We start from the raw sequence: 19,967 nt of genomic DNA, 5'->3' as shown, positions 1-19,967 counted from the left end.
GCCGGGCGGCCCGCCCGGCGATCCGGACCGCGGCCCCCGGCCACCACCGCCCGGTGGCCGGGGGTCGCGCCGCGTCCGGCGGTCGGTCAGGGCAGGGCGGCGACCGCGGCGGCGTACCCGACGCCGGTGGCCACCGTCGCGTCGATCAGCACGTCGAGCTGGACGGGGGCCACCCCGTGCTCCAGGTCGGTGCTGACGTCCCCGGCCAGCAGCAGCTCGCCCTCGGCCACCTCGTGCACGTACGCCTTGGGCAGCAGCCGGTCGTGGTTCCAGGCGTTGCAGAACGCGTACGCCTCCGCGCGCCGGGCCGCCGGCAGCCGGCGGGTGGCGACCACCCGGGCGTGCAGGATCTCCCCGCGCCGTCCCAGCCGGCGGTACCGGATCACCGCCTCACCCCAGCGGCCCACCACCGTGCCGTCCGGCTCCACCACGTACCCGTCGCCACGCCGGTCCAGCGCGGCCGTCACCAGGGCCAGGCTGAGCGGGGCCAACTCCTCCTCGGCCGGTTCGGCCCGCCCCGCCGGGTCGTCGGCCGGCCACTCGTCGGAGTCGTCGTCGGCCGGCAGCGGCACCAGGTCGGCGACCGGCCGTTCGGCCAGCCAGGAGGCGATCCGCCCGGACTGGTGGCCGGTGCCGTTGCGGGCGTCGAAGCTGCCCGCCAGCTCGGTCGCCAGCGCGAACAGGTCCGCGCCGAGGGTCGCCACGTCCACCTCCGCCGCCGGCCGCCGGCCGTGTCCGGGACGGTGGACCCGGCGGCCGCCCCGGCCGGCCTCGGCGGCCAGCGCGCAGAGCAGCGCGCCGGCGGCGGCGAACTCCATCGCGGACAGGTCGTCGTACGGGTGGTCGAGCCGGGGCAGCTGCTCGGCGAGGATGTCCAGCCCCCGGTCCAGGTGCCCGCCCAGCGCGCAGAACCGCAGGTGCGCGGCGAGCTGCGGGAAGGCGGTGCGTTCCCGCCGGTGCCGCCGGTACGCCCGCAGGTGCGCCCGGGCCGCCCGTTCCGGCTCGCCGCCGCGCAGCCACGGCAGCAGCGCCACCGCGAGGGCCCGCTCCGGCTGGTCGGTGCAGCGCACCTCGCCGTCGAGCACCGGCCGCAGCGCGTCGAGCGCCGCCGCGCGCTCGCCCCAGCCGGCCAGCAGTTCGCCCCGGCGGGCCGGGGCGCAGCCGGGGCAGCCGCCGGCCGGGTCGGGCACGGCCGGCTGTTCCGGGTCCTGGCGCGGCGTCAGACGCGCCGAGCCGGAATGGTCGTACGACTGTTCAGGGTCGCGGCGCCAACGGTCGTACTCCCGGCGCGCGGTCGGCTCGTCGCCGAGGTGGTCGGCGAGCCGGCAGCGTAGCTCGGCGACCGGCGCGGCGTCCGGGCCGAGCCGGTCGGCGAGGTCGTCCAGCAGCGACCGGGCCTGGTCCAGGCCGACCCGCGGGGTGCCGAGGAACGCCTCCACCGCCTGCCGGTGGTGGCGGCGCAGCGCCTCCGCGTCGCCGGGGCGGCCGTCCAGCAGCCCGGGCGCCCGGTCGACCGCCGCCAGGCAGCGGCGCACCGGTTCGAGCAGCCGCCACCGCTCCCCGTGGTGCAGGTACGCCTCGATCAGCGCGAACCGGGCGGCCAGCCCGGTGGCCGGCTCGCCGGTCGCGTCGGCCTGACCGGCGATCCGCTCCAGCTCGGCGAAGCGGGCCTCGCCGTCGGGCAGGTCCCGGGCGTCGGCGAGCGCCTCGGCCAGCCCCCGGTCCCGGGAGGTGGTCACCGGACCGACCCGCCGGGCAGGCCGCCGACGGCGGCGGCGAGCTGGCAGCCGGTGGAGATGCCGCAGTCGATCAGTTGGTCGAGCTGGTGCGGGGTGACCCCGCGTTCCAGATCGGTGATCACCTCGCCGCAGACCTGGGCCAGCCCGTCGTCGGCGACGTGCACGAACGCCTTGGGCCAGAGCCGGTCGTGGTTCCAGGTGTTGCAGAAGGCGTACAGGTCCGGCACCTGCTCGATGCCGAAGCGGGGGGCGGCCACGGTGCGGACCTGGAACAGCTCGCCCGCGGCGCCCCGACGGAAGAACCAGATCAGGCTCTCCTCCCCGCGGCCCACCAGGTCGCCGTCGGCGTCCGCGGCGACCGCGTAGCCCCGGTTCGCCAGCACCGCGGCGATCAGCTCGCCGGTGAGCGGCCGCAACGCCTGCGGGTGTCCGGCCAGGGGGCCGTCCGGACCGTCCTCGATCTCCGGCGACGCCATCGGCATCCCTTCTGAGGCGAATAACACAACGGACGGCGCGGCCCGTGCTGCGACGCGCGGACACGACCCGGAAAAGCGGCGATCTGCCGGGTGACGCCGTTACGGTGAGCGTATGGCGGGCCGTACCTCTCAGGCGAGCCGGCGGCGCGGCGCGTCGCCGCGCGGCACCACGAACAGCCGTGCCCGCCAGCCGGCGAAGAAGACCACCCGGGCCGCGGCCCGGCGGCGACCCGCGGCCCGGCCCGGCCCGGCCGTCTACGTCGGACGCGCGGTCGGCGCGGTCTGGATGGGGCTGGCGCACGGGGTGGGCTGGGCGGTCCGGGCGGCCGGCCGGCAGGCCGCGACGGCCCGCGACCTGGATCCGGAGCACCGCCGCGACGGCGCCGGGCTGCTGCTCTTCGGCTTCGCCATCCTTACCGCGGTGGCCATCTGGTTCGGCGGCGCCGGGCCGGTCGGCGCCCGGCTGGCCGACACCGTGCGGCTCTTCCTCGGCGCGATCGCGATCGTGGTGCCGGTGCTGCTGATGATCGGCGCGTGGCGGCTGATGCGCACGCCGGCCGATCCCGAGCACCGGGGCCGTGGCCTGGTCGGCTGGGGGTCGATGCTGATCGCCACGGCGGCGATGCTGCACATCGGACAGGACCCGGTCGACTCCGTGCAGCGGGACTACGCGGGCGGCCTGATCGGCGCGGGCATCGGGGACCTGCTGGAGACGGCGATCACCGCCTGGGTGGCCGTGCCGCTGCTGATCCTGCTGCTCCTCTTCGGCCTGCTGGTGGTCACCGCGACCCCGATCAACAAGATCCCGGAGCGGCTCGGGCTGCTCGCCGGCACCCTGGTCGCGCCGCCGGCCACCGACGAGGTCGAGGCGGTCGAGAAGCCGGCCCGCAAGCGGCCGGCCAAGCGAATGCCGCCGCTGGACCCGGACGACCCGGACGCCGACTACGAGGGCGTCGACCTCCAGGACACCCTGGTGCTGCCCCGCAAGCCGCCGGCGAAGGTGCCCGCCAGCCGCAAGCCGGCCGAGCCGCCGGAGCACTCGCCCGCGCCCACCCGGGCCGAGCAGCTCGCGCTCACCGGGCTGGCCGGCGACTACACCCTGCCGCCGGCCAACATGCTCAGCAGCGGCGCCGCCCCGAAGACCCGGAGCAAGGCCAACGACGAGGTGATCGCGGCGCTGACCGGCGTCTTCGACCAGTTCGACGTGGACGCCGCCGTCACCGGCTTCACCCGGGGCCCGACGGTCACCCGGTACGAGGTCGAGCTGGGCCACGGTGTCAAGGTCGAGCGGATCACCCAGCTCTCCCGCAACATCGCGTACGCGGTGAAGTCGCCGGACGTGCGGATCCTCAGCCCGATCCCGGGCAAGAGCGCGGTCGGCGTGGAGATCCCCAACACCGACCCCGAGAACGTCGCGCTCGGCGACGTGCTCCGCTCGCGGGCCGCGAAGAGCGACCACCACCCGATGGTGGTGGCGCTCGGCAAGGACATCGAGGGCGGCTACGTGGTGGCCAACCTCGCGAAGATGCCCCACATCCTCATTGCGGGGGCCACGGGTGCTGGTAAATCGAGCTGCCTCAATACCCTGCTCGTGTCGATCCTTACCCGGGCCACGCCGGACGAGGTGCGGCTGCTGCTGATCGACCCGAAGCGGGTCGAGATGACCGGCTACGAGGGGATCCCGCACCTGGTCACGCCGATCGTGACCAACGCCAAGAAGGCGGCCGACTCGCTGGACTGGGTCGTCCGCGAGATGGACATGCGCTACGACGACCTCGCCGCCAACGGGGTCCGGCACATCGACGACTTCAACCGCAAGGTGCGCAACGGCGAGATCAAGGCCCCGCCGGGCAGCGAGCGGGAGATGCGGCCGTACCCGTACCTGCTGGTGATCGTGGACGAGCTGGCCGACCTGATGATGGTCGCCCCGCGCGACGTGGAGGACTCGGTCGTCCGGATCACCCAGCTCGCCCGGGCCGCCGGCATCCACCTCGTGCTGGCCACCCAGCGGCCCTCGGTCGACGTGGTCACCGGCCTGATCAAGGCGAACGTGCCGTCCCGGCTGGCGTTCGCCACCTCCTCCCTCGCGGACTCGCGGGTCATCCTCGACCAGCCCGGCGCGGAGAAGCTGCTCGGCCGCGGCGACGGGCTCTTCCTGCCGATGGGCGCCTCGAAGCCGATCCGCATCCAGGGCGCCTGGGTGACCGAGCGCGAGATCGCCGACGTGGTGAAGTTCTGCAAGAACCAGCGCGAGCCGGAGTTCCGCCCGGACGTGCTCGCCCCGGCGCAGGACAGCAAGAAGAAGATCGACGAGGACATCGGCGACGACCTGGACCTGCTGGTGCAGGCGGTCGAGCTGGTGGTCACCTCGCAGTTCGGCTCGACGTCGATGCTCCAGCGCAAGCTGCGGGTCGGCTTCGCCAAGGCGGGCCGGCTGATGGACCTGATGGAGACCCGGGGCGTGGTCGGCCCGTCCGAGGGCTCCAAGGCGCGCGACGTGCTGGTCAAGCCCGACGAGCTGGAAGAGGTGCTGGTCGGCCTGCGCGGCGGCGAGGAGTAGGCCCCGCCCGGGTATGCCCCGACGCGACAAGGCCCGCCGGGATCCGGCGGGCCTCGGTCGTGCCGCGGTTGGTCAGGAGTTTATCAGCGCGGCGCCGATGATCATGCCGAGGATCGCGCCGACCACGCTCGCGCCAGCGGCGTACCAGCCCAGCGGCTTGTCGCCGAGGACCGCGCCGACGATGCCGAGGATCAGACCGGCCAGGCCGAACAACGGCGGCAGGAAGAACACCGCGATGACGGCGAAGACGAAACCCAGGATGGTGCAGATCCGCGCGGCGCCGCTGCGCGGGCGGGCGGTGGCGTGAATGTCTGCCATGGTGTCCTCCGTGAGTAGGCCCTTCGGTGGGTGACCGGTCTCTACCCAGTCCGCGCTCGCGGTACGCATCCGGTGCGATACGCCCCGGCGGGGGTGGTACCGGTCAGTGAAAGACCTTCAGGCCCACGACGCCGGCCACGACCAGGAGCAGGCAGACGATCCGGGGGAGGCTGGCCGGCTCGTGCAGGGCGAGCATGCCGACCAGGGCGGTGCCCACCGCGCCGATGCCGACCCAGACCGCATAGCCGGTGCCGACCGGGATCTCGCGCAGCGCGTACGCCAGGCCGCCCATGCTCAGCACCAGGGTGACGGCGAAGACGGCGGAGGGGAGGGGGCGGCTGAAGCCCGCGCTGCGGTCGAGGGAGATCGCCCACGCGGTCTCGAGGAGTCCGGAGAGCACCAGCACGATCCAGGCCATGGCAGTCACCTCTGCGGGCGGGCCCGGCCGCCGGGGCCGGGACGAGTCGGAGTGGTCACGCAGGGGCGTCTTGGCCTGACCGGGTACGCCCACGACTCGTCCGGGGCGGCTCGGCGGTTGGTGCGCCGGCGGTGCCGCCGCAGCCGACGTTAGCACCGGCCGGGCACGGCGGCGGTGAGGTACCCCACCACCGGTGGATCTCAACTTAACTTCAGGTTGCAGGATGGGGTCATGACGCTGCTCTTCTCCGACGAGGACGTCGCCGCCACCCTGGACGCCACGGTCACCGTCGTCGCGATGCGGGACGCCCTGCTGGCCGCGTACGCCGGTCGGCTGGTCGCCCCGCCCCGGGCGAGCGCGCCGCTCGGCGGCGGCCGGATGGTGCTCACCGCCGGCCACCTGACCGGGGAGTGGTACGGCTTCCGGTCGTACGACACCTTCGGGCACCCGGAGAGCGGGCAGCTGGTCGTGCTGCACGACGCGCGGACCGGGGCGGTACGGGCGATCGCGGTCGGTGAGGAGCTGGGCTCCCGGCGGACCGGGGGACTGGGCGGCGTGGCCGTGGACGCCCTCGCCCGCCCCGACGCGGCCACCCTCGGCGTGGTCGGCTCCGGCCGCCAGGCGTGGACGCAGGTGTGGGCCGCCGCCGCGGTGCGCCCGCTGCGCAAGGTCACCGTGCACAGCCGGTCGGCGGCCCGGCGGGAGGCGTTCGCCGCCCGGGTCCGGGCCGAGCTGGGGGTGCCGGCCCGGGCGGTGGGGTCCGCCCGCGAGGCGGTGGCCGGCCGGGACCTGGTGGTGCTCGCCACCACCAGCAGCACCCCGGTGCTCGACGCCGCCGACCTCGCCCCGGGCACCCACGTCAACACCGTCGGCTTCAAGCAGGCCAACCGGCACGAGTTCGGCGCCGACCTGCTGGACGCCGCCGACGTCCTGGTCACCGACTCGCCGGCGCAGGCCGCCGCGTACGCCCCGCCGATGCTCGCCGCGGTCGAGCCGTACGCCGGGCGGCTGCGCGACCTGGGGGCGGTGCTGGCCGGGGCGGTCCCGGGCCGGACCGGCGCGGACGAGATCTCGGTCTTCTGCTCGACCGGCCTGGCCGGCACCGAGGTCTTCCTGCTCGACCGGCTGGTCCGGGTCGGTGCGGCGGCGGTCTGAGCGGGCCGGTCGGGCCGGCGCGGCGGTGGCCGGGCCGGCGGGCGCCAGCCGGCGGATGTGAGTCGGCCGATGCCGGCGGCCCGCCGTTGGCGGGGACCCGGACCCGGCCCGGTACCCTCGGATGGTGTCTGCCACCTCCCCTTCCGACAACTCCAGCTCGGCTGGCGGCCATAATTCGGCCTCCGCGCCGCTGGGCGGCGCTCCGGACCGAATGAAGGCCGGTCTGGCGCCGCGCCGCGACCTGGAGCTGTCGTCCGCCGCCGACGGCCGCCGCGTCGCCCTGCTGACCCTGGGCTGCGCCCGTAACGAGGTCGACTCGGAGGAGCTGGCCGCCCGGCTGCACGCCGACGGCTGGCAGGTGACCACCGACGGCGAGGGCGCCGACGTGGTGGTCGTCAACACCTGCGGCTTCGTGGAGAAGGCCAAGCAGGACTCGATCCAGACGCTGCTCGCCGCCGCCGACACCGGCGCCAAGGTGGTGGCCGCCGGCTGCATGGCCGAGCGGTACGGCCGGGAGCTTGCCGACAGCCTGCCCGAGGCGCAGGCGGTGCTGAGCTTCGACGACTACCCGGACATCTCCGCCCGGCTGAACGCCGTGGTGGCCGGCGAGGCGATCGACGCGCACACCCCGCGCGACCGGCGCGAGCTGCTGCCGCTCACCCCGGTCTCCCGGCGCGACTCGGCCGTCTCGCTGCCCGGCCACGGCACCCCCACCCGGGCGGTCACCGAGACCGACGAGCACACCCCGGCCCACCTGCGTCAGGTGCTGCGGCACCGCCTCGACACCGGCCCGGTCGCCTCGCTCAAGCTGGCCAGCGGCTGCGACCGGCGCTGCGCGTTCTGCGCCATCCCCGCCTTCCGCGGCGCCTTCGTCTCGCGTACGCCGGACGAGCTGCTGGCCGAGGCGGAGTGGTTGGCCAAGACCGGCGTCCGCGAGCTGGTGCTGGTCAGCGAGAACTCGACGTCGTACGGCAAGGACCTGGGCGACCCGCGGGCGCTGGAGAAGCTGCTTCCGCAGCTCGCCGCGATCGACGGGATCGTCCGGGTGCGGGCCAGCTACCTCCAGCCCGCCGAGACCCGACCCGGCCTGGTCGAGGTGATCGCCACCACGCCCGGTGTCGCGCCCTACTTCGACCTGTCGTTCCAGCACTCCAGCGAGCCGGTGCTGCGCCGGATGCGCCGCTTCGGCTCCACCGACCGATTCCTGGAGCTGCTGGCCAGCGCCCGCGAGCTGGCCCCGACGGCGGGCGCCCGGAGCAACTTCATCGTCGGCTTCCCCGGGGAGACCCGGGCCGACGTGGACGAGCTGGTCCGGTTCCTGACCGAGGCGCGGCTCGACGCCATCGGCATGTTCGACTACAGCGACGAGGACGGCACCGAGGCCGCCGGGCTGCCCGGCAAGGTCTCGGCCGCCACCATCAAGCGCCGGTACGACAAGCTCAGCGCGCTCGCCGACGAGCTCTGCTCGCAGCGGGCCGAGGACCGGATCGGCTCGGCGGTCGAGGTGCTGGTCGACTCGGTCGCCGACGGCGTCGTCGAGGGGCGGGCGGCCCATCAGGCCCCCGAGGTCGACGGTTCGACCACCCTGGTCGTGCCGGACGATGGCGGGGTCGACCTGGCGGCGCTGCGCCCCGGTGACCTGGTCCGGGCCACGGTCACCGCGACCGAGGGTGTCGACCTGGTCGCCGTGCCGGATGAGATGATCTCGGCGGCGCCCGGCGCGGCACGGTGACGACGGGCCCGGACAAAACGGGGGAGCCACGTGGTGGGGTGCCAGGGACGCCACGGCGGCCGGAGCGGGGTGCGGCGATGATCGGAGCGGAGTCCACGGTGGTGGCCCGGGTGCCGGTGCTCAACGCGGCGAACGCGTTGACCGCGCTGCGGCTGGCGCTGGTCCCGGTCTTCGCGGCGACCGTGGTCGCCTCGGGCCTGACCCAGGCCGGTTGGCGGATGACCGCCTGCCTGATCTTCGTCGTCGCGTCGGTGACCGACCTGGTGGACGGCTGGATCGCCCGCCGGTTCAAGCTCGTCACCTCGGTCGGCAAGGTCGCCGATCCGATCGCCGACAAGGCGCTCACCGGGGCGGCCCTGGTGCTGCTCTCCTGGTACGACCTGCTGCCCTGGTGGGTGACCGCGGTGATCCTCGCCCGCGAGCTGGGGATCACCGCGCTGCGCTTCTGGGTGATCCGGCACGGGGTGATCGCGGCCAGCCGGGGCGGGAAGATCAAGACCGCGCTCCAGATCCTGGCCATCACCTGGTACCTGTGGCCGATGCCCGCCGCCCTGGCCGCCGTCGGTCCGTGGATCATGGGCGTCGCCGTGATCGTCACGGTGCTGACCGGCTTCGACTACATCGCCCAGGCCCTCCGCCTCCGCCGCTCCACCCCCTGACCCCCCACCCGGCCCCGGCCCCGGCCCCCCGGGCCCCGGCGCGCCCCGGCGATCATGAAGTTGTTGTCCGCCGGCCCGGCGTGTCGTGGCGATCACTTCATGATCAAAGAATCGGGGCGGCGGATGAGTAGGGCGGGACTGGGAGGGAAAGGAGAGCGGGGCATGGGGACGGACGCGAAGCACGAGCGGACCGCCGGTAATCCGGCGGCGGGCGTGGTGCACAGCCTGCACGAGCGGCACGAGACCCTGGCCACCGTCGAATCCCTCACCGGAGGGCTGCTCTCCGCCTCGGTCGTGGAGATCGCCGGGGTGAGCGGCGTCTACCGGGGCGGCCTGGTGGTCTACGCCACCGAGCTGAAGTCCGAGCTGGCCGGTGTACCGGCGAAACTGCTCGCCGAGCGCGGGCCGGTCGATCCGGACGTGGCGGTCGCGCTCGCCGACGGCGGACGCCGGCGCTGCGGGGCCGACTGGGGGCTGGCCACCACCGGCGTGGCCGGGCCGGAGCCGCAGGACGGCAAGCCGGTCGGCCTGGTGTATGTCGCCGTGTCCGGCCCGGCCGGGACGGACGTGCGGCAGCTCGACCTGGACGGCGGCCGGGACCACATCCGCTCGGCCGCGGTGATCGAGGCGCTGCGGCTGCTGGCCGAGCGGATCCGCGACGCCGACGAGGCCGACGCGGCCCGGGCCGCCGACCCGGCGGGCCCGGGTCACCGGTGACCCGGGCCGCGGTGCGGAACCCGACCCGCCCGACGGCGTGGACGCCGCCCACCCCGCCGCCGGGGACCGGTGCGGGCGGATCGGCTGGATTGGAGGGGCGGGGCGGGATGTCGCCGGGACGGTCAACGGGTACGGTTGCGGGAAGGCTCCGACGGTCGACGTCGGCGCCGGGGCGGCCCGCCGCGTCCGGCGCGGCCCGCCGGGTCGGAGATGGTGGTCCCGTCAGGGGGAGGTGCGATGGTCCTGCTACGCCGCGTGATCGGTGACGCACTGCGGGCGCGCCGGCAGGGGCAGCAGCGCACCCTGCGCGAGGTCTCCTCCGCCGCCAACGTGAGCCTCGGCTACCTCTCCGAGATCGAGCGCGGCCAGAAGGAGCCCTCCAGCGAGCTGCTGGCCGCCATCTGCGACGCGCTCGGCGCCCGCCTCTCCGAGCTGCTCCGCGAGGTCAGCGACACCGTCGCCCTGGCCGAGCAGATGCCGGGGGTGCTGGTCCCGGTGGTCGACGAGCCGGCGCCGGTCCCGGCGGCCGCCGTCCGGAAGGCCACCAACCGGGGGGTCCGCCAGGTCACCTCCGACGGCGCGGTGGCCGTCCAGGTCCGCCAGGACTCGCCGCTCAAGGCCACGCTGCGCAGCACCCGGGTTCGCCCCAAGGAGCGGGACGTGGTCTGCGCCGCCTGACCCGCGCGCGCACCGTGGCCGGGGTGGCCCCCGCCGCGTAGGGTTTGATCAGGGTCGCGCGACCGCCCCCTCGCCGGACTGATGCCGGGCTGGCGTCGGGCTGGGACGATGGAGGCACGCCGCGCGGCCCGGTCGAGGCGGAGCGACGCTACTGAGGGGACAACGCGGAGATGGCTAACCCGTTCGCCAAGGGTTGGAAGTACCTGATGGCGCTCTTCGGCGCGAAGATCGACGAGCACGCCGACCCGAAGGTGCAGATCCAGCAGGCCATCGAGGAGGCCCAGCGGCAGCACCAGGCGCTGGTCCAGCAGGCGGCCGCCGTGATCGGCAACCAGCGCCAGCTCGAGATGAAGCTCTCCCGGCAGATGTCCGAGGTCGAGCAGCTCCAGGCCAACGCCCGGCAGGCCCTGGTCCTCTCCGACCAGGCCCGGGCCAAGGGTGACGAGGCCGAGGCCGGCCGGTACGAGCAGTCCGCCCAGCTGCTGGCCACCCAGCTGGTCTCCGCCGAGCAGGCCACCGAGGACCTGAAGACGCTGCACGACCAGGCGCTCGGCGCGGCCGCCCAGGCCCGCAAGGCGGTGGAGAACAACTCGATGATCCTCCAGCAGAAGCTGGCCGAGCGGACCAAGCTGCTCAGCCAGCTCGAGCAGGCCAAGATGCAGGAGAGCGTGGCCCGCTCGCTGGAGTCGATGTCCTCGCTGACCGCCCCCGGCAGCACCCCGTCGCTGAACGAGGTGCGGGACCGGATCGAGCGCCGGTACGCCACCGCGATGGGCCGGGCCGAGCTGGCGGGCAACTCGGTCGAGGGCCGGATGCTCGAGATCCAGAAGGCGACCCTCGACTCGGCCGGGTCGGCCAGACTGGAGCAGATCCGGTCGAGCATGGCCGGCGAGCAGCTCACCGGCCGGCAGGAGCGGCCCGCGGTGGCGCAGGCCGGCGAGAGCGCGCCGGCCACCGACCCGGCGGCCGCCGCCCGGCTCGACGAGATCCGGGCCACCATGAGCCGGGAACGCGGCACCGGGGACAGCGCCACCGCGGGCTGACCCGGACGGGGCGAGGAGGCGGGGATGGCAGACGAGCGAGCGCGACACTTCCGCCGGCTGCGGCGGTTGCGACGCTCCGCCCGGCGGTGGAGCGTACTGGCCGGTGGGCTCGGCGGCGCCGCCGCCGTGCTGACCCCGTACGCCGGTCTCGGCCTGCCGGACGCGGCCTGGGCCGGCGCGGCCGGCAGCGCGATCGCCGTCGCCGCCTGGCGCTGGATCGACCTGCGGGCGCTCGCCGCCGTGCCGGCGCCTCCCGCGCTCGACCCGGCCGAGGCCGCCGCCCGTTCCCGGGCCCGGCTGCTCGCCGCCGTCGAGCGGCTGCCAGTCGGCCCCGGCGTGCTGGCCGAGGTGCGCCGGGTGCGCTCCCGGCTGGCGCTGCGCGGCACCACCGCGGCCGAAGCCTGGGCCCGCCTGGACCGGGCCGCGCTGACCCTGGCCGGGATGACCGGCCGGTTGACCGGGCTGGCCGAGCCGGCCGTGCGGGAGGCGGCCGCCGCCGACGGCTCGCTGCGGGACCTGGCCGGGCGGGTGGCCAGCGTGGAACGCGCGCTGCGGCTCGCCCCGGCCGAGGCCCGGGAGCCGCTGGCCGAGGCGCACGGCACCCTGGTCGCCCAGCTGGACGCCGGGGTGTCCGCGTACGAACGGCTGGTCGTGGCGGCGGCCGGCTACGTCGCCGAGGACGCCCGGCCGACCACCGAGCACCCGGCGGCCGCCCGGCTCACCGAGGCGACCGACCTGCTGCACGGGGTGGCCGCCGCGCTCGCCGAGCTGCGGACCGTCGGCACGCCCCTGCGCACCCCCTGAGCCGGGCCTCCGGGCGGCTCACCCCGGGGTGGTGACCGGGACCGGGCCGGTCCAGGCGGAGGTGCCCACGACGTTGAACGACCGGATCCGGTAGTGGTAGGTGATGCCCCGGGCCAGCCCGGTGTTGGTGAAGCCCCGGCCGGTGACGGTGAAGGTGGCCAGCTCCTGGCCGAACGCCGGGTCGAGCGCCCGCTGCACCACGAACCCGGACCCCGGCCCGGCGGGGGTGCTGGCCCACCAGCTCAGGATCACGGTCGCGGTGTCCGGCGTGGGGGCGGTGGCGGTGGCGCTCACCGTGCCCGGTGTCCCGGGCCGGGGCGGGGTGGTCACGGTGGCGACCGGGGACCAGGGTGACGCCGCGCCGAGGTAGGTGGTGCGGACCCGGTAGTAGTACGTGGTGTCCGGGGCGACGGCCGGGTCGACGTGGTGGTCGCCGACCGCGATGGCGGTGGTGCCCGGCCCGCTGGTGAACGTCGGGTTGGTGGCCCGCTGCACGTCGACCCCGGTGGCGAACGAGCGGTTGGCCCAGCGCAGCGCCACCCGCAGCGGCGCGGCCGGCGGGACCGCCGCGCTCAGCCTGGCCGGCGCGGTGAGCTGCACCGACGCCGGGACGCTGTTCGACCAGGCCGAGCAGCTCACCGCGTTCTCCGCCCGGATCCGGTAGTGGTAGGTCAGCCCCGGGGTGACCGTGGCGTCGGTGTACCGGGTGGCGGTGGCAGCCACGGTGATCTCGGTCAGACCCGCGGTGAAGGTGGCGTCGGTCGCCCGTTGCAGCAGGTGGCTGGTGGCCGGCGGTCGACTGCCGTTGCCGGTCCAGGCCAGCGCGATCGCCGGCAGCGCGGTCGCCGAGCCCGGCGCCGGGGTGGCGGTCAGCCCGGTCGGGGCCCTGGGGGAGACCCGCAGCACCAGCGGCCGGCTCATGCCCTGGTCCCGCAGGCCCGCGGCCCGGGTGTGCCAGCGGTACTCCCAGCCGAGGTTGACCAGCTGGTTCACCACCGTGGCGGGCCGCCCGTCGAGCGGGCTGATCGGCGAGGCGTCGAGCCGGGCGCCGGCCGGCCGGGTGGGATCGAGCAGCCGTACGCTGTCGCCGATCTTGAACGGCAGGGTGGGCGGCACCGGGCGCAGCGCCACGATCACGTCCTCCCGGGGATTGACCCGGACGGTCTCCTTCCAGCCCAGCTCGTTGGCGTCCGGCGGGCGGACGGTGCCGTCCCAGCCGACCCGGTTGACCAGCTGCACGTCGCAGCCCTCCACGTGCACCGGATGGGTCTGCGGGGCGTCGCCGACGATCCGCCAGAGCTGGGTGCCGTCGGCCGGGGCGCCCACCGGAACGGTCGGGTCGGCCGCGAAGAGCACCTCGGTCGCCGGGTCGACGGGGCCGAGCGGCAGGGTGGCCGGGGTGAGCGGGCCGGCCTGCGGGTGGCCGACGCCGAGCCGGCCCACCGCGCGGCCGTGCCGCGGCTCGAAGACCTGCCCGACCGTCTTCACGGCGAGCGGGAGGGTGACCGGGGCGGCGGCGCCCGGCGGGGTGAAGCTGACCGAGGTGGCGCGCGCCGGCACCAGCGTCTCCCGGGGCGTCCGGGTGCCGAACGCCGGGTCGTACGCCGGTTGCGGCACGATGGGCGGGCGCTGGCTGGCGGCGTACGCGCCGGGGAGGCGCTCGGCGAGCCGGGCGAGGTCGTACCGGGGTGCCGGGGCGCCGGCCACCCGGATCTGGAGCAGCGTCCTCGTGTTCGGGCCGTACCCGGGCCGGGTGGGCGGGAGCCCGCCGACGGCGGTGCGGTCCGGGGCGTCGCTGTGGTGGTCGTACCTGGGGTCGAAGCGGGGCAGCGGGGCGGGGCAGTCGTTGTAGAGAATCAGCGTGGCGCCGGGGGGCACGGCGGAGAAGTCCACCACCACGTCGGCCCGCTCGCCGGGGGCGAGCAGCAGCGCGTGGCCGTCCACGTTGAGCACGGTCGGGTCCTGCCGGTCGTACCGGTAGCCCACCGGCCGGTTGGCCAGCACCACGGGAGCGGGCAGCAGGCCGCACTCGTTGCCGATCTGGGCCAGCTCCGGGCCGGCCGCCCGGGGATCCGGCACCCCACCGTCCCGCCCGTCGGTGGGCCAGGACGCCGGGCGGTCCGCCGCCCGGACCGCCTCGACCATCGGCACCTCCCCGGCGTCCGGGTCGACCGGGCCGCCGTCGTCCGGCCACAGCGGACCGTCCGAGCGGGCCCGGTAGAGCTGGAGGTTGAGGCTGCGGTCGGCGCAGGCGTTGAGGATCCGGAACCGGTACGCCCTCGGCTCGACGGTCAGGTACGGGTAGGCCGCGCCGTTGACCAGCATGATGTCCCCGTACGCCGCGGGGACGGCCGATGGGTGCGGCACGCCCGGGGTCAGCGGCGGCTCGTCCGGCTCGACGACCGGGTCGTGGTGCGGGTTCGGCACCGGGGCGACCCACGGGCTGCCGCCGCCGTCGGGGTCGTGGGTCCACGGCCCGTAGTCCCAGCGCCCGGTCGGGTTCGTCCCGGCGGTGCGGTACGGGTTCTGCCGGGGCTGGTAGACGTGCGGATGCCACAGGTTGCCCTTGGTGCCCCAGCGGTCCCGGTCCCAGGTCGGGTCCTGGGCGGCGAGCTGGTCGTCGTCCGGCACGAAGGTCCTGTCCTGGATCACCAGCGGCAGCTGGTCGGCCGGGAGCACGCCGTCGGCGACGAGCCGCTCCTCCGCCGGGTCGGTGAGCAGATAGAGCGCCAGCTGTCCGGAGTAGACGGTGAGCCGGCACAGCCCGACGGTGTTGTCGTGCAGCCACATCAGCCGGCCGCTCTGCTCGTTCGGGAAGTAGAGCGTGGTGGCGCCCGCGCCCGGCGGCGGCATGTCCGGCACCGGCGTCAACCCGACCCCGATCGGGTACGGGGTGATCTCGCCCGCCGGGGTGACCCACCGCCACGGGTTGCCCGCGCTGATCCAGGCCGTCTGCGCGCCGGCCAGGTGCGGGACCGCCCGGTTCTGCGGGTACGGCGCCGGACCGTCCAGCGGACCCACGCCCGCCCCGTCGACCGTCTCGTCGACCGGCAGGAAGAGCTCCCCGGCCCGGCCGGTCGGGAGCAGGTTGATGAACTTGATCCGTACCGGCCGGCCGCGCCGGGCCCGGATCAGCGGTCCGAGGTGCCAGGGGCGGTCCGGCGGGGCCACCGTGTTGTGCCCGGACGGGTCGGTGCCGAGGTTGAGTTGGCGGTAGCCGCGCAGCCGGGTGGCCGGCAGGTCCCGGTGCAGCCGCTGGGTGTACTCCTGCAAACCGATCTCGTAGTAGTCGCAGCCCGGCCAGGTGATGGTGTCCGGCACCGCGACCGGCAGGTGGGCCCCCAACCCGTTGCGGCCCAGCGGCCCGGGCAGGGGAAGCGCGTCGACGAACTTGCGGATGCCGGTGCCGGGCACCGCCCGGCCGTGCCGGTCCACGACCGGCAGCGGGCTGCCGGCGAAGTTGGGCACCGGACCGAAGCAGCGCGGCACGGCGGCCGGGTCGAGGCTGGCCGGCGCGGGGTCGCCCGGCTCCCCGGTCCGGGCGGCGGGCACGGTCGGGGTGTGGTCCTCGCCGGCGCGGACCGCGCGGTCCGCCCAGCTCGGCCGCAGTCTGCGGAACAGGGCCATGGCTCTCCCCCGGATCGGGACGCGACGGCCGTCACTGCGGCGTGACGGGCGGACGCCCTGCTGACGATCGGTGAGCACTCCACCGCAGCATGCGACGCGGACGCCGGGGGAGGGAAGTACCCAATCATCCGTATCTCGGCGATCTTGACCGGTTCGTGGAAGTTCTACGTCGGGCCGCCCGGGGTCCGACGCCTACCTGTGCTCCGGCATCGTGCTCTGCGAGCTGTGCCAGCGTCCCCTGACGGGCCGCCCGCGCGCCAACATGTCCCCCGCCGCGCCGCCGAAGTGGAGAGTGTCGCTCTGGCCGTCAGCGGGAAGCGCCGTGCGCTCGACGCGGAGATCGTGGAGGCGGAAGAACTCGCGGGGCAGCGAAGACGAGGCCGCGGGCGCGGACCCGCGAATCGTCGCCGCCGTAGCCGACAGCAGTCTGGTGAGGGCGAGCGGAGTGCCCGCCCTGGCGTCCCACGGCTGAACACCCTCCGGGTAGGCGATCTGCCGTACTACTCGCTCGACGGCTGACATGAGGGGCACCAGTAGGCCAGTCGGGCAAGCGGCTCTGAGCCGTGCTGACCCCGGATGATCACCGTCCCGCATCGTCGGCACGGCTGCCCTTGCCGTCCATAGACCCAAAGACCCCGGCCTCGGCGCGTGTCGCCGGTTGTCACCTGAGCGGTTCTCCCACGGTTCGCCCACAGGAGTCGCCGGGCGAGCCGAACCACTCTTCGGAGGTCCCCGACCCGACCCACGGTGGTGAGCGTGCTGACCCCGGCAAGGAACAGCACCTCGGCGGTGTAGATGGTCCCCAGGCCCGCCAGGTTTCGTTGATCGAGCAGGGCCTCTCCGATCAGCCGGTCGGGCTGTGCCGCGAGCCGGCGGACCGCTTCGCCCTCAACCCAGAACCCGCGCCGCACAAGATCGGAGTCACTCGGCCCGACTGTGACCAATTTGCTACCGACCCCGGCCACGTTGCGCCGGTCCAGCAGCGCCTCGCCGATGGTGGCGTCCGGCTGCGCGGCCAGCCGGCGGACCGCCTCGGCCGGGTCCCAGTCCGGGCCGAGCAGGTCCGGCCCGAGGTGACCGACCAGCGACTCCTCCTGGTCGGTCGGGACCAACGCCAGCTCGTGCAGGTGGTACCCGACCGCGACCGCCCCGGCGGAGCGGAGCACCACCCGGATCAGGTGCGCCGGCCGGGCCGCCCACCGCTCGCCCGGCGCGTACGCCCGCCAGGCGCCGTCCATCCGCAGGTGCGAGTGCAGCGTCCAGTCCCGCCCGCCGCCGGGCTGCCCGGCCGAGGCCGTGCCGTCAGCGCTGGACGCGCCGGCCGCGGTGAGCCGGAGCAGCAGGTGCTTGCCGCGGCTGGCCGACTCGCGGACGGTCCAGCCGGTCAGGTCGGTCGCGGCGAGCTGCGGCACCCGGAAGTCGGAGCCGGTGAGCCGGGCGCCGGCCAGCGCCCGCTGCAGGACGCGGGCGGTGTTCCAGACGGTGTCGCCTTCGGGCACCTGCCCATTGTCCCTCGCCGCAGCGGATGCGTTCGCCACGGCTCGATCCGGTCAGGCTCCCTGACACGCCCTGCCAGCGGGCCGGTGGGCGTTTCGGTCAGGGCCGCTCGTCGGGGCGGGCCGTGCGGACCATGTCCTGGTAGCGCGGGTGGCTGGCGCCGTAGACGGCGAAGTTCAGCCGGGCGTGGGCGAGGCTCAGGTCACCGTTGGGCCCCTCCCGCACGACGTCAACGTCCGCGTCGGACTGGCCGTCGTCGGTCCAGAAGCACACCGGGCAGGTGCCCCCGCCGGTCCGGGACGCGCAACACGGACAGGCGACCGGAACCCAGTGCTCACCCACCGGAGCAGCATTCCACACCCGACGCCGGCGGTGGGCACGCGATCTCAGGTGCCGGTCACCGACAGCACGTCCCCGGGGCGGGCGGCGAGCAGATCGGCGGCCCGGCCGTTGTTGACCGCGACCGCCACCAGGCCGGCGGAGTCGACGTACACCACCAGCGCGCCGACCGGCGCGTCGGCGAAGGTGCGCCCGCGCGCCGCCTGCCGGCCGGCCACCCGGACCCGGGCGGGCAGCCCGTCCAGCAGGGCGGCCGGGGCGGCGAGCTGGACATTGCCGAAGTGGTCCACGGTGAGCACCTCGGCGGCGAACCCGTCGGCGGTCGGGCGGACCACCGGCGCCGGCAACCGGACCAGCGCCTCCGGGTCCACCGCGGGGCCGGCCTCGCCCAGCGGTGCGCCGGACGCGAGCCGGGCCGCGACCGGCGCGAATACATCCCGGCCGTGGAAGGTGCGGGACACCTCCGGAGCCAGCCACGCCGGGTTGGTCAGCTCGACCGCCGCGGTGACCCCACCGAGGGCTTCGGCGGCGTCGGGCAGCAGTCCGTTGTCCGGCCCGACCAGCAGCCCGCCCGGGCTGGCCAGGGCGATCCCACGCCGGGCCGTACCGACCCCCGGGTCGACCACCGCGACGTGCACCCCCGCCGGCAGGTACGGGACGGTCTGGGCGAGCACCGCCGCGCCCCGGCGGACGTCGGCCGGCGGCACCAGGTGGGTCACGTCGATCACCCGTACCGCCGGCGCGGTTCTGGCGATCACGCCGTGGCACGCCGCCACGAAACCGTCGGCGAAACCGTAGTCGGTGGTCAACGAGATCCAGGTGTAGCCCATGCCGGCAGGCTAACGCCGTGGGCCGGGTCGGGTTCCGCGGCGGGCGCTCGACCCCACCGGGTGGAAAGCTGACATTTATTCACGAAGCAGACACCTGGCTCGCGGCCCTCATGGAAGGGTCGCTACGGGCGCCCAACGACTCGGGACGGCGAAAGGCTCCACAAGTACCCCTCTCCGAAGCCAGCTGTGGCTGCCCGTGCCCGTGCCCGTGCCCGTGACCGCCACCTGGCTCACCGGCGGGCGCAGGCTTCCCTGTCAGCCGATGCAAAGGAGCAGAAATGGCGACGAAGATCGCGCGGCTGGTGACAATCGGGGCGGTGGCGGCGGCCACCGCCGTGGGCAGTCCGGCGATGGCGGACGACGGAGGTCACGGTGAAGACCGCGCTCCCCGCTTCGATGTCATCAACCAGGTGTCAGACCAGGAATCCCGAAGACCCGCCGTCGTCGACCCCGACGCGGTCAACTCCTGGGGTCTGGCCCTGGGACCGAGGACGCCGCTGTGGGTGGCCAACAACGGCACGAACACGGCCACCGTGTATCGCGGGGGCGTGGACGGCGAGCCCGTCAAGAAGGTGGATCTCACCGTCACCATTCCCGGCGGCGCGCCGACCGGAGCCGCGTTCAACGACACGGATGGCTTCGAGGTGCCGGGACGGGGTGACGACGAACCGGCCCGGTTCATCTTCGTGAGCGAGGGTGGCGACGTCACGGCCTGGAACCCGAACGCGGGCACCAAGGCGGTCGTCGTCGCCCACCGGGACGACGCGATCTACAAGGGAGTCGCGCTGCTGAAGACGGACTTCGGCGACTTCCTGCTCGCCACCGATTTCCACAACGCGCGCATCGACGTGTTCAATGAGGACTTCGAGAAGGTCGCGCTGCCGGACTTCGCCTTCCAGGACGAGGACATCCCCGACGGGTTCGCGCCGTTCAACGTGTTCACGGTCGACGAGCGGGTCTACGTCACCTACGCGAAGCAGGACGCGGACGCCGAGGACGACGTGGCCGGTGCGGGATTCGGCTTCGTGGACCTCTTCACCCACTTCGGGACGGACGTACGCCGGGTCGCCAGCGAGGGGACTCTCAACGCGCCGTGGGGCCTGGCCATCGCGCCGGACAGCTTCGGCGAGTTCGCCGGCGACCTGCTGGTCGGCAACTTCGGCGACGGCCGGATCAACGTCTTCGACGGCGACGAGTTCGAGGGCCAGTTGCGCGACGATGACGGTGACACGATCAGCATCGACGGCCTGTGGGCGTTGCTGCCCGGCACCGAGACGACCGGCGGCGAGGACGCGCTCTGGTTCAGCGCCGGGCCGGACGACGAGCAGCACGGCCTCGTGGGTCAGTTGATCCCGACGAGCTGACAGTCGGCTCG

Annotated in this window: 17 protein-coding genes and 1 riboswitch; of the genes, 9 read left to right on the top strand and 8 right to left on the bottom strand. The window is 74.9% G+C overall.

All coding sequences use genetic code 11. From position 1 onward, the window contains the following. Positions 1 to 86: 86 nt before the first annotated feature. Positions 87 to 1,787, bottom strand: a complete 1,701-nt coding sequence (locus GA0070613_RS01220) for a YbjN domain-containing protein (RefSeq protein ID WP_408631030.1) — start codon at positions 1,785 to 1,787, stop codon at positions 87 to 89. Beyond that, positions 1,736 to 2,215 (bottom strand): YbjN domain-containing protein, encoded by a 480-nt coding sequence (locus tag GA0070613_RS01215; RefSeq protein ID WP_089010575.1) that lies wholly within the window; start codon positions 2,213 to 2,215, stop codon positions 1,736 to 1,738. Before GA0070613_RS01215 ends, GA0070613_RS01220 begins: the two co-directional genes overlap by 52 nt. Before the next feature lie 112 nt (positions 2,216 to 2,327). On the opposite strand from GA0070613_RS01215, the gene GA0070613_RS01210 reads away from it, so the two are divergent. After that, complete coding sequence (locus tag GA0070613_RS01210) at positions 2,328 to 4,775, top strand: FtsK/SpoIIIE family DNA translocase (RefSeq protein ID WP_089010574.1); 2,448 nt, start codon at positions 2,328 to 2,330, stop codon at positions 4,773 to 4,775. 72 nt (positions 4,776 to 4,847) lie between these two features. On the opposite strand, the gene GA0070613_RS01205 is transcribed toward GA0070613_RS01210, so the two are convergent. Continuing rightward, complete coding sequence (locus GA0070613_RS01205) at positions 4,848 to 5,093, bottom strand: hypothetical protein (protein WP_089015672.1); 246 nt, start codon at positions 5,091 to 5,093, stop codon at positions 4,848 to 4,850. Positions 5,094 to 5,196: 103 nt separating this feature from the next. After that, positions 5,197 to 5,511 (bottom strand): DMT family transporter, encoded by a 315-nt coding sequence (locus GA0070613_RS01200; protein ID WP_089010573.1) that lies wholly within the window; start codon positions 5,509 to 5,511, stop codon positions 5,197 to 5,199. A gap of 59 nt (positions 5,512 to 5,570) precedes the next feature. Continuing rightward, positions 5,571 to 5,629, bottom strand: a riboswitch (guanidine-III (ykkC-III) riboswitch). Between the two features lie 113 nt (positions 5,630 to 5,742). Between GA0070613_RS01200 and GA0070613_RS01195 the strand changes: the two genes are divergently transcribed. From GA0070613_RS01195 to pspM, 7 genes are all read left to right on the top strand, one after another. After that, entirely contained in the window at positions 5,743 to 6,666 is a 924-nt protein-coding gene (locus GA0070613_RS01195; RefSeq protein ID WP_089010572.1) for an ornithine cyclodeaminase family protein, read from the top strand. A gap of 211 nt (positions 6,667 to 6,877) precedes the next feature. Beyond that, entirely contained in the window at positions 6,878 to 8,398 is a 1,521-nt protein-coding gene (gene rimO, locus GA0070613_RS01190) for a 30S ribosomal protein S12 methylthiotransferase RimO (protein WP_089010571.1), read from the top strand. Between the two features lie 77 nt (positions 8,399 to 8,475). Then, complete coding sequence (pgsA, locus tag GA0070613_RS01185; protein WP_089010570.1) at positions 8,476 to 9,057, top strand: CDP-diacylglycerol--glycerol-3-phosphate 3-phosphatidyltransferase; 582 nt, start codon at positions 8,476 to 8,478, stop codon at positions 9,055 to 9,057. A gap of 162 nt (positions 9,058 to 9,219) precedes the next feature. Then, a complete protein-coding gene (locus GA0070613_RS01180; protein ID WP_089010569.1) occupies positions 9,220 to 9,774 on the top strand; it encodes a CinA family protein in 555 nt (184 codons plus the stop codon). A gap of 237 nt (positions 9,775 to 10,011) precedes the next feature. Then, entirely contained in the window at positions 10,012 to 10,452 is a 441-nt protein-coding gene (locus GA0070613_RS01175; protein ID WP_089010568.1) for a helix-turn-helix domain-containing protein, read from the top strand. A gap of 170 nt (positions 10,453 to 10,622) precedes the next feature. Next, on the top strand, positions 10,623 to 11,495 hold the full coding sequence (locus GA0070613_RS01170) for a PspA/IM30 family protein (protein WP_089010567.1): 873 nt from the start codon (positions 10,623 to 10,625) through the stop codon (positions 11,493 to 11,495). 24 nt (positions 11,496 to 11,519) lie between these two features. Beyond that, entirely contained in the window at positions 11,520 to 12,299 is a 780-nt protein-coding gene (gene pspM, locus GA0070613_RS01165) for a phage shock envelope stress response protein PspM (protein WP_089010566.1), read from the top strand. Between the two features lie 18 nt (positions 12,300 to 12,317). On the opposite strand, the gene GA0070613_RS01160 is transcribed toward pspM, so the two are convergent. The 4 genes from GA0070613_RS01160 to GA0070613_RS01140 all read right to left on the bottom strand — a co-directional run bounded on the left by GA0070613_RS01160 (position 12,318) and on the right by GA0070613_RS01140 (position 18,592). Beyond that, a complete protein-coding gene (locus GA0070613_RS01160) occupies positions 12,318 to 15,926 on the bottom strand; it encodes a multicopper oxidase domain-containing protein (protein ID WP_089010565.1) in 3,609 nt (1,202 codons plus the stop codon). 500 nt (positions 15,927 to 16,426) lie between these two features. After that, entirely contained in the window at positions 16,427 to 17,425 is a 999-nt protein-coding gene (locus tag GA0070613_RS01150; RefSeq protein WP_089010563.1) for a DNA-formamidopyrimidine glycosylase family protein, read from the bottom strand. A 97-nt stretch (positions 17,426 to 17,522) separates the two neighbouring features. After that, a complete protein-coding gene (locus GA0070613_RS01145) occupies positions 17,523 to 17,765 on the bottom strand; it encodes a CPCC family cysteine-rich protein (protein WP_089010562.1) in 243 nt (80 codons plus the stop codon). A gap of 44 nt (positions 17,766 to 17,809) precedes the next feature. Further along, positions 17,810 to 18,592 carry an SAM hydrolase/SAM-dependent halogenase family protein gene (locus GA0070613_RS01140; protein ID WP_089010561.1) on the bottom strand — a complete coding sequence of 261 codons (783 nt, stop codon included), beginning with the start codon at positions 18,590 to 18,592 and terminating at the stop codon, positions 17,810 to 17,812. A gap of 278 nt (positions 18,593 to 18,870) precedes the next feature. Between GA0070613_RS01140 and GA0070613_RS01135 the strand changes: the two genes are divergently transcribed. Next, entirely contained in the window at positions 18,871 to 19,956 is a 1,086-nt protein-coding gene (locus GA0070613_RS01135; RefSeq protein ID WP_089010560.1) for a TIGR03118 family protein, read from the top strand. Positions 19,957 to 19,967 lie beyond the last annotated feature (11 nt).

It is taken from the genome of Micromonospora inositola, from assembly GCF_900090285.1.
In the GTDB taxonomy this organism is placed as follows: domain Bacteria; phylum Actinomycetota; class Actinomycetes; order Mycobacteriales; family Micromonosporaceae; genus Micromonospora; species Micromonospora inositola.
Note: the sequence above shows the minus strand (reverse complement) of the source record. Positions and strands in the feature narration are given on the sequence as shown.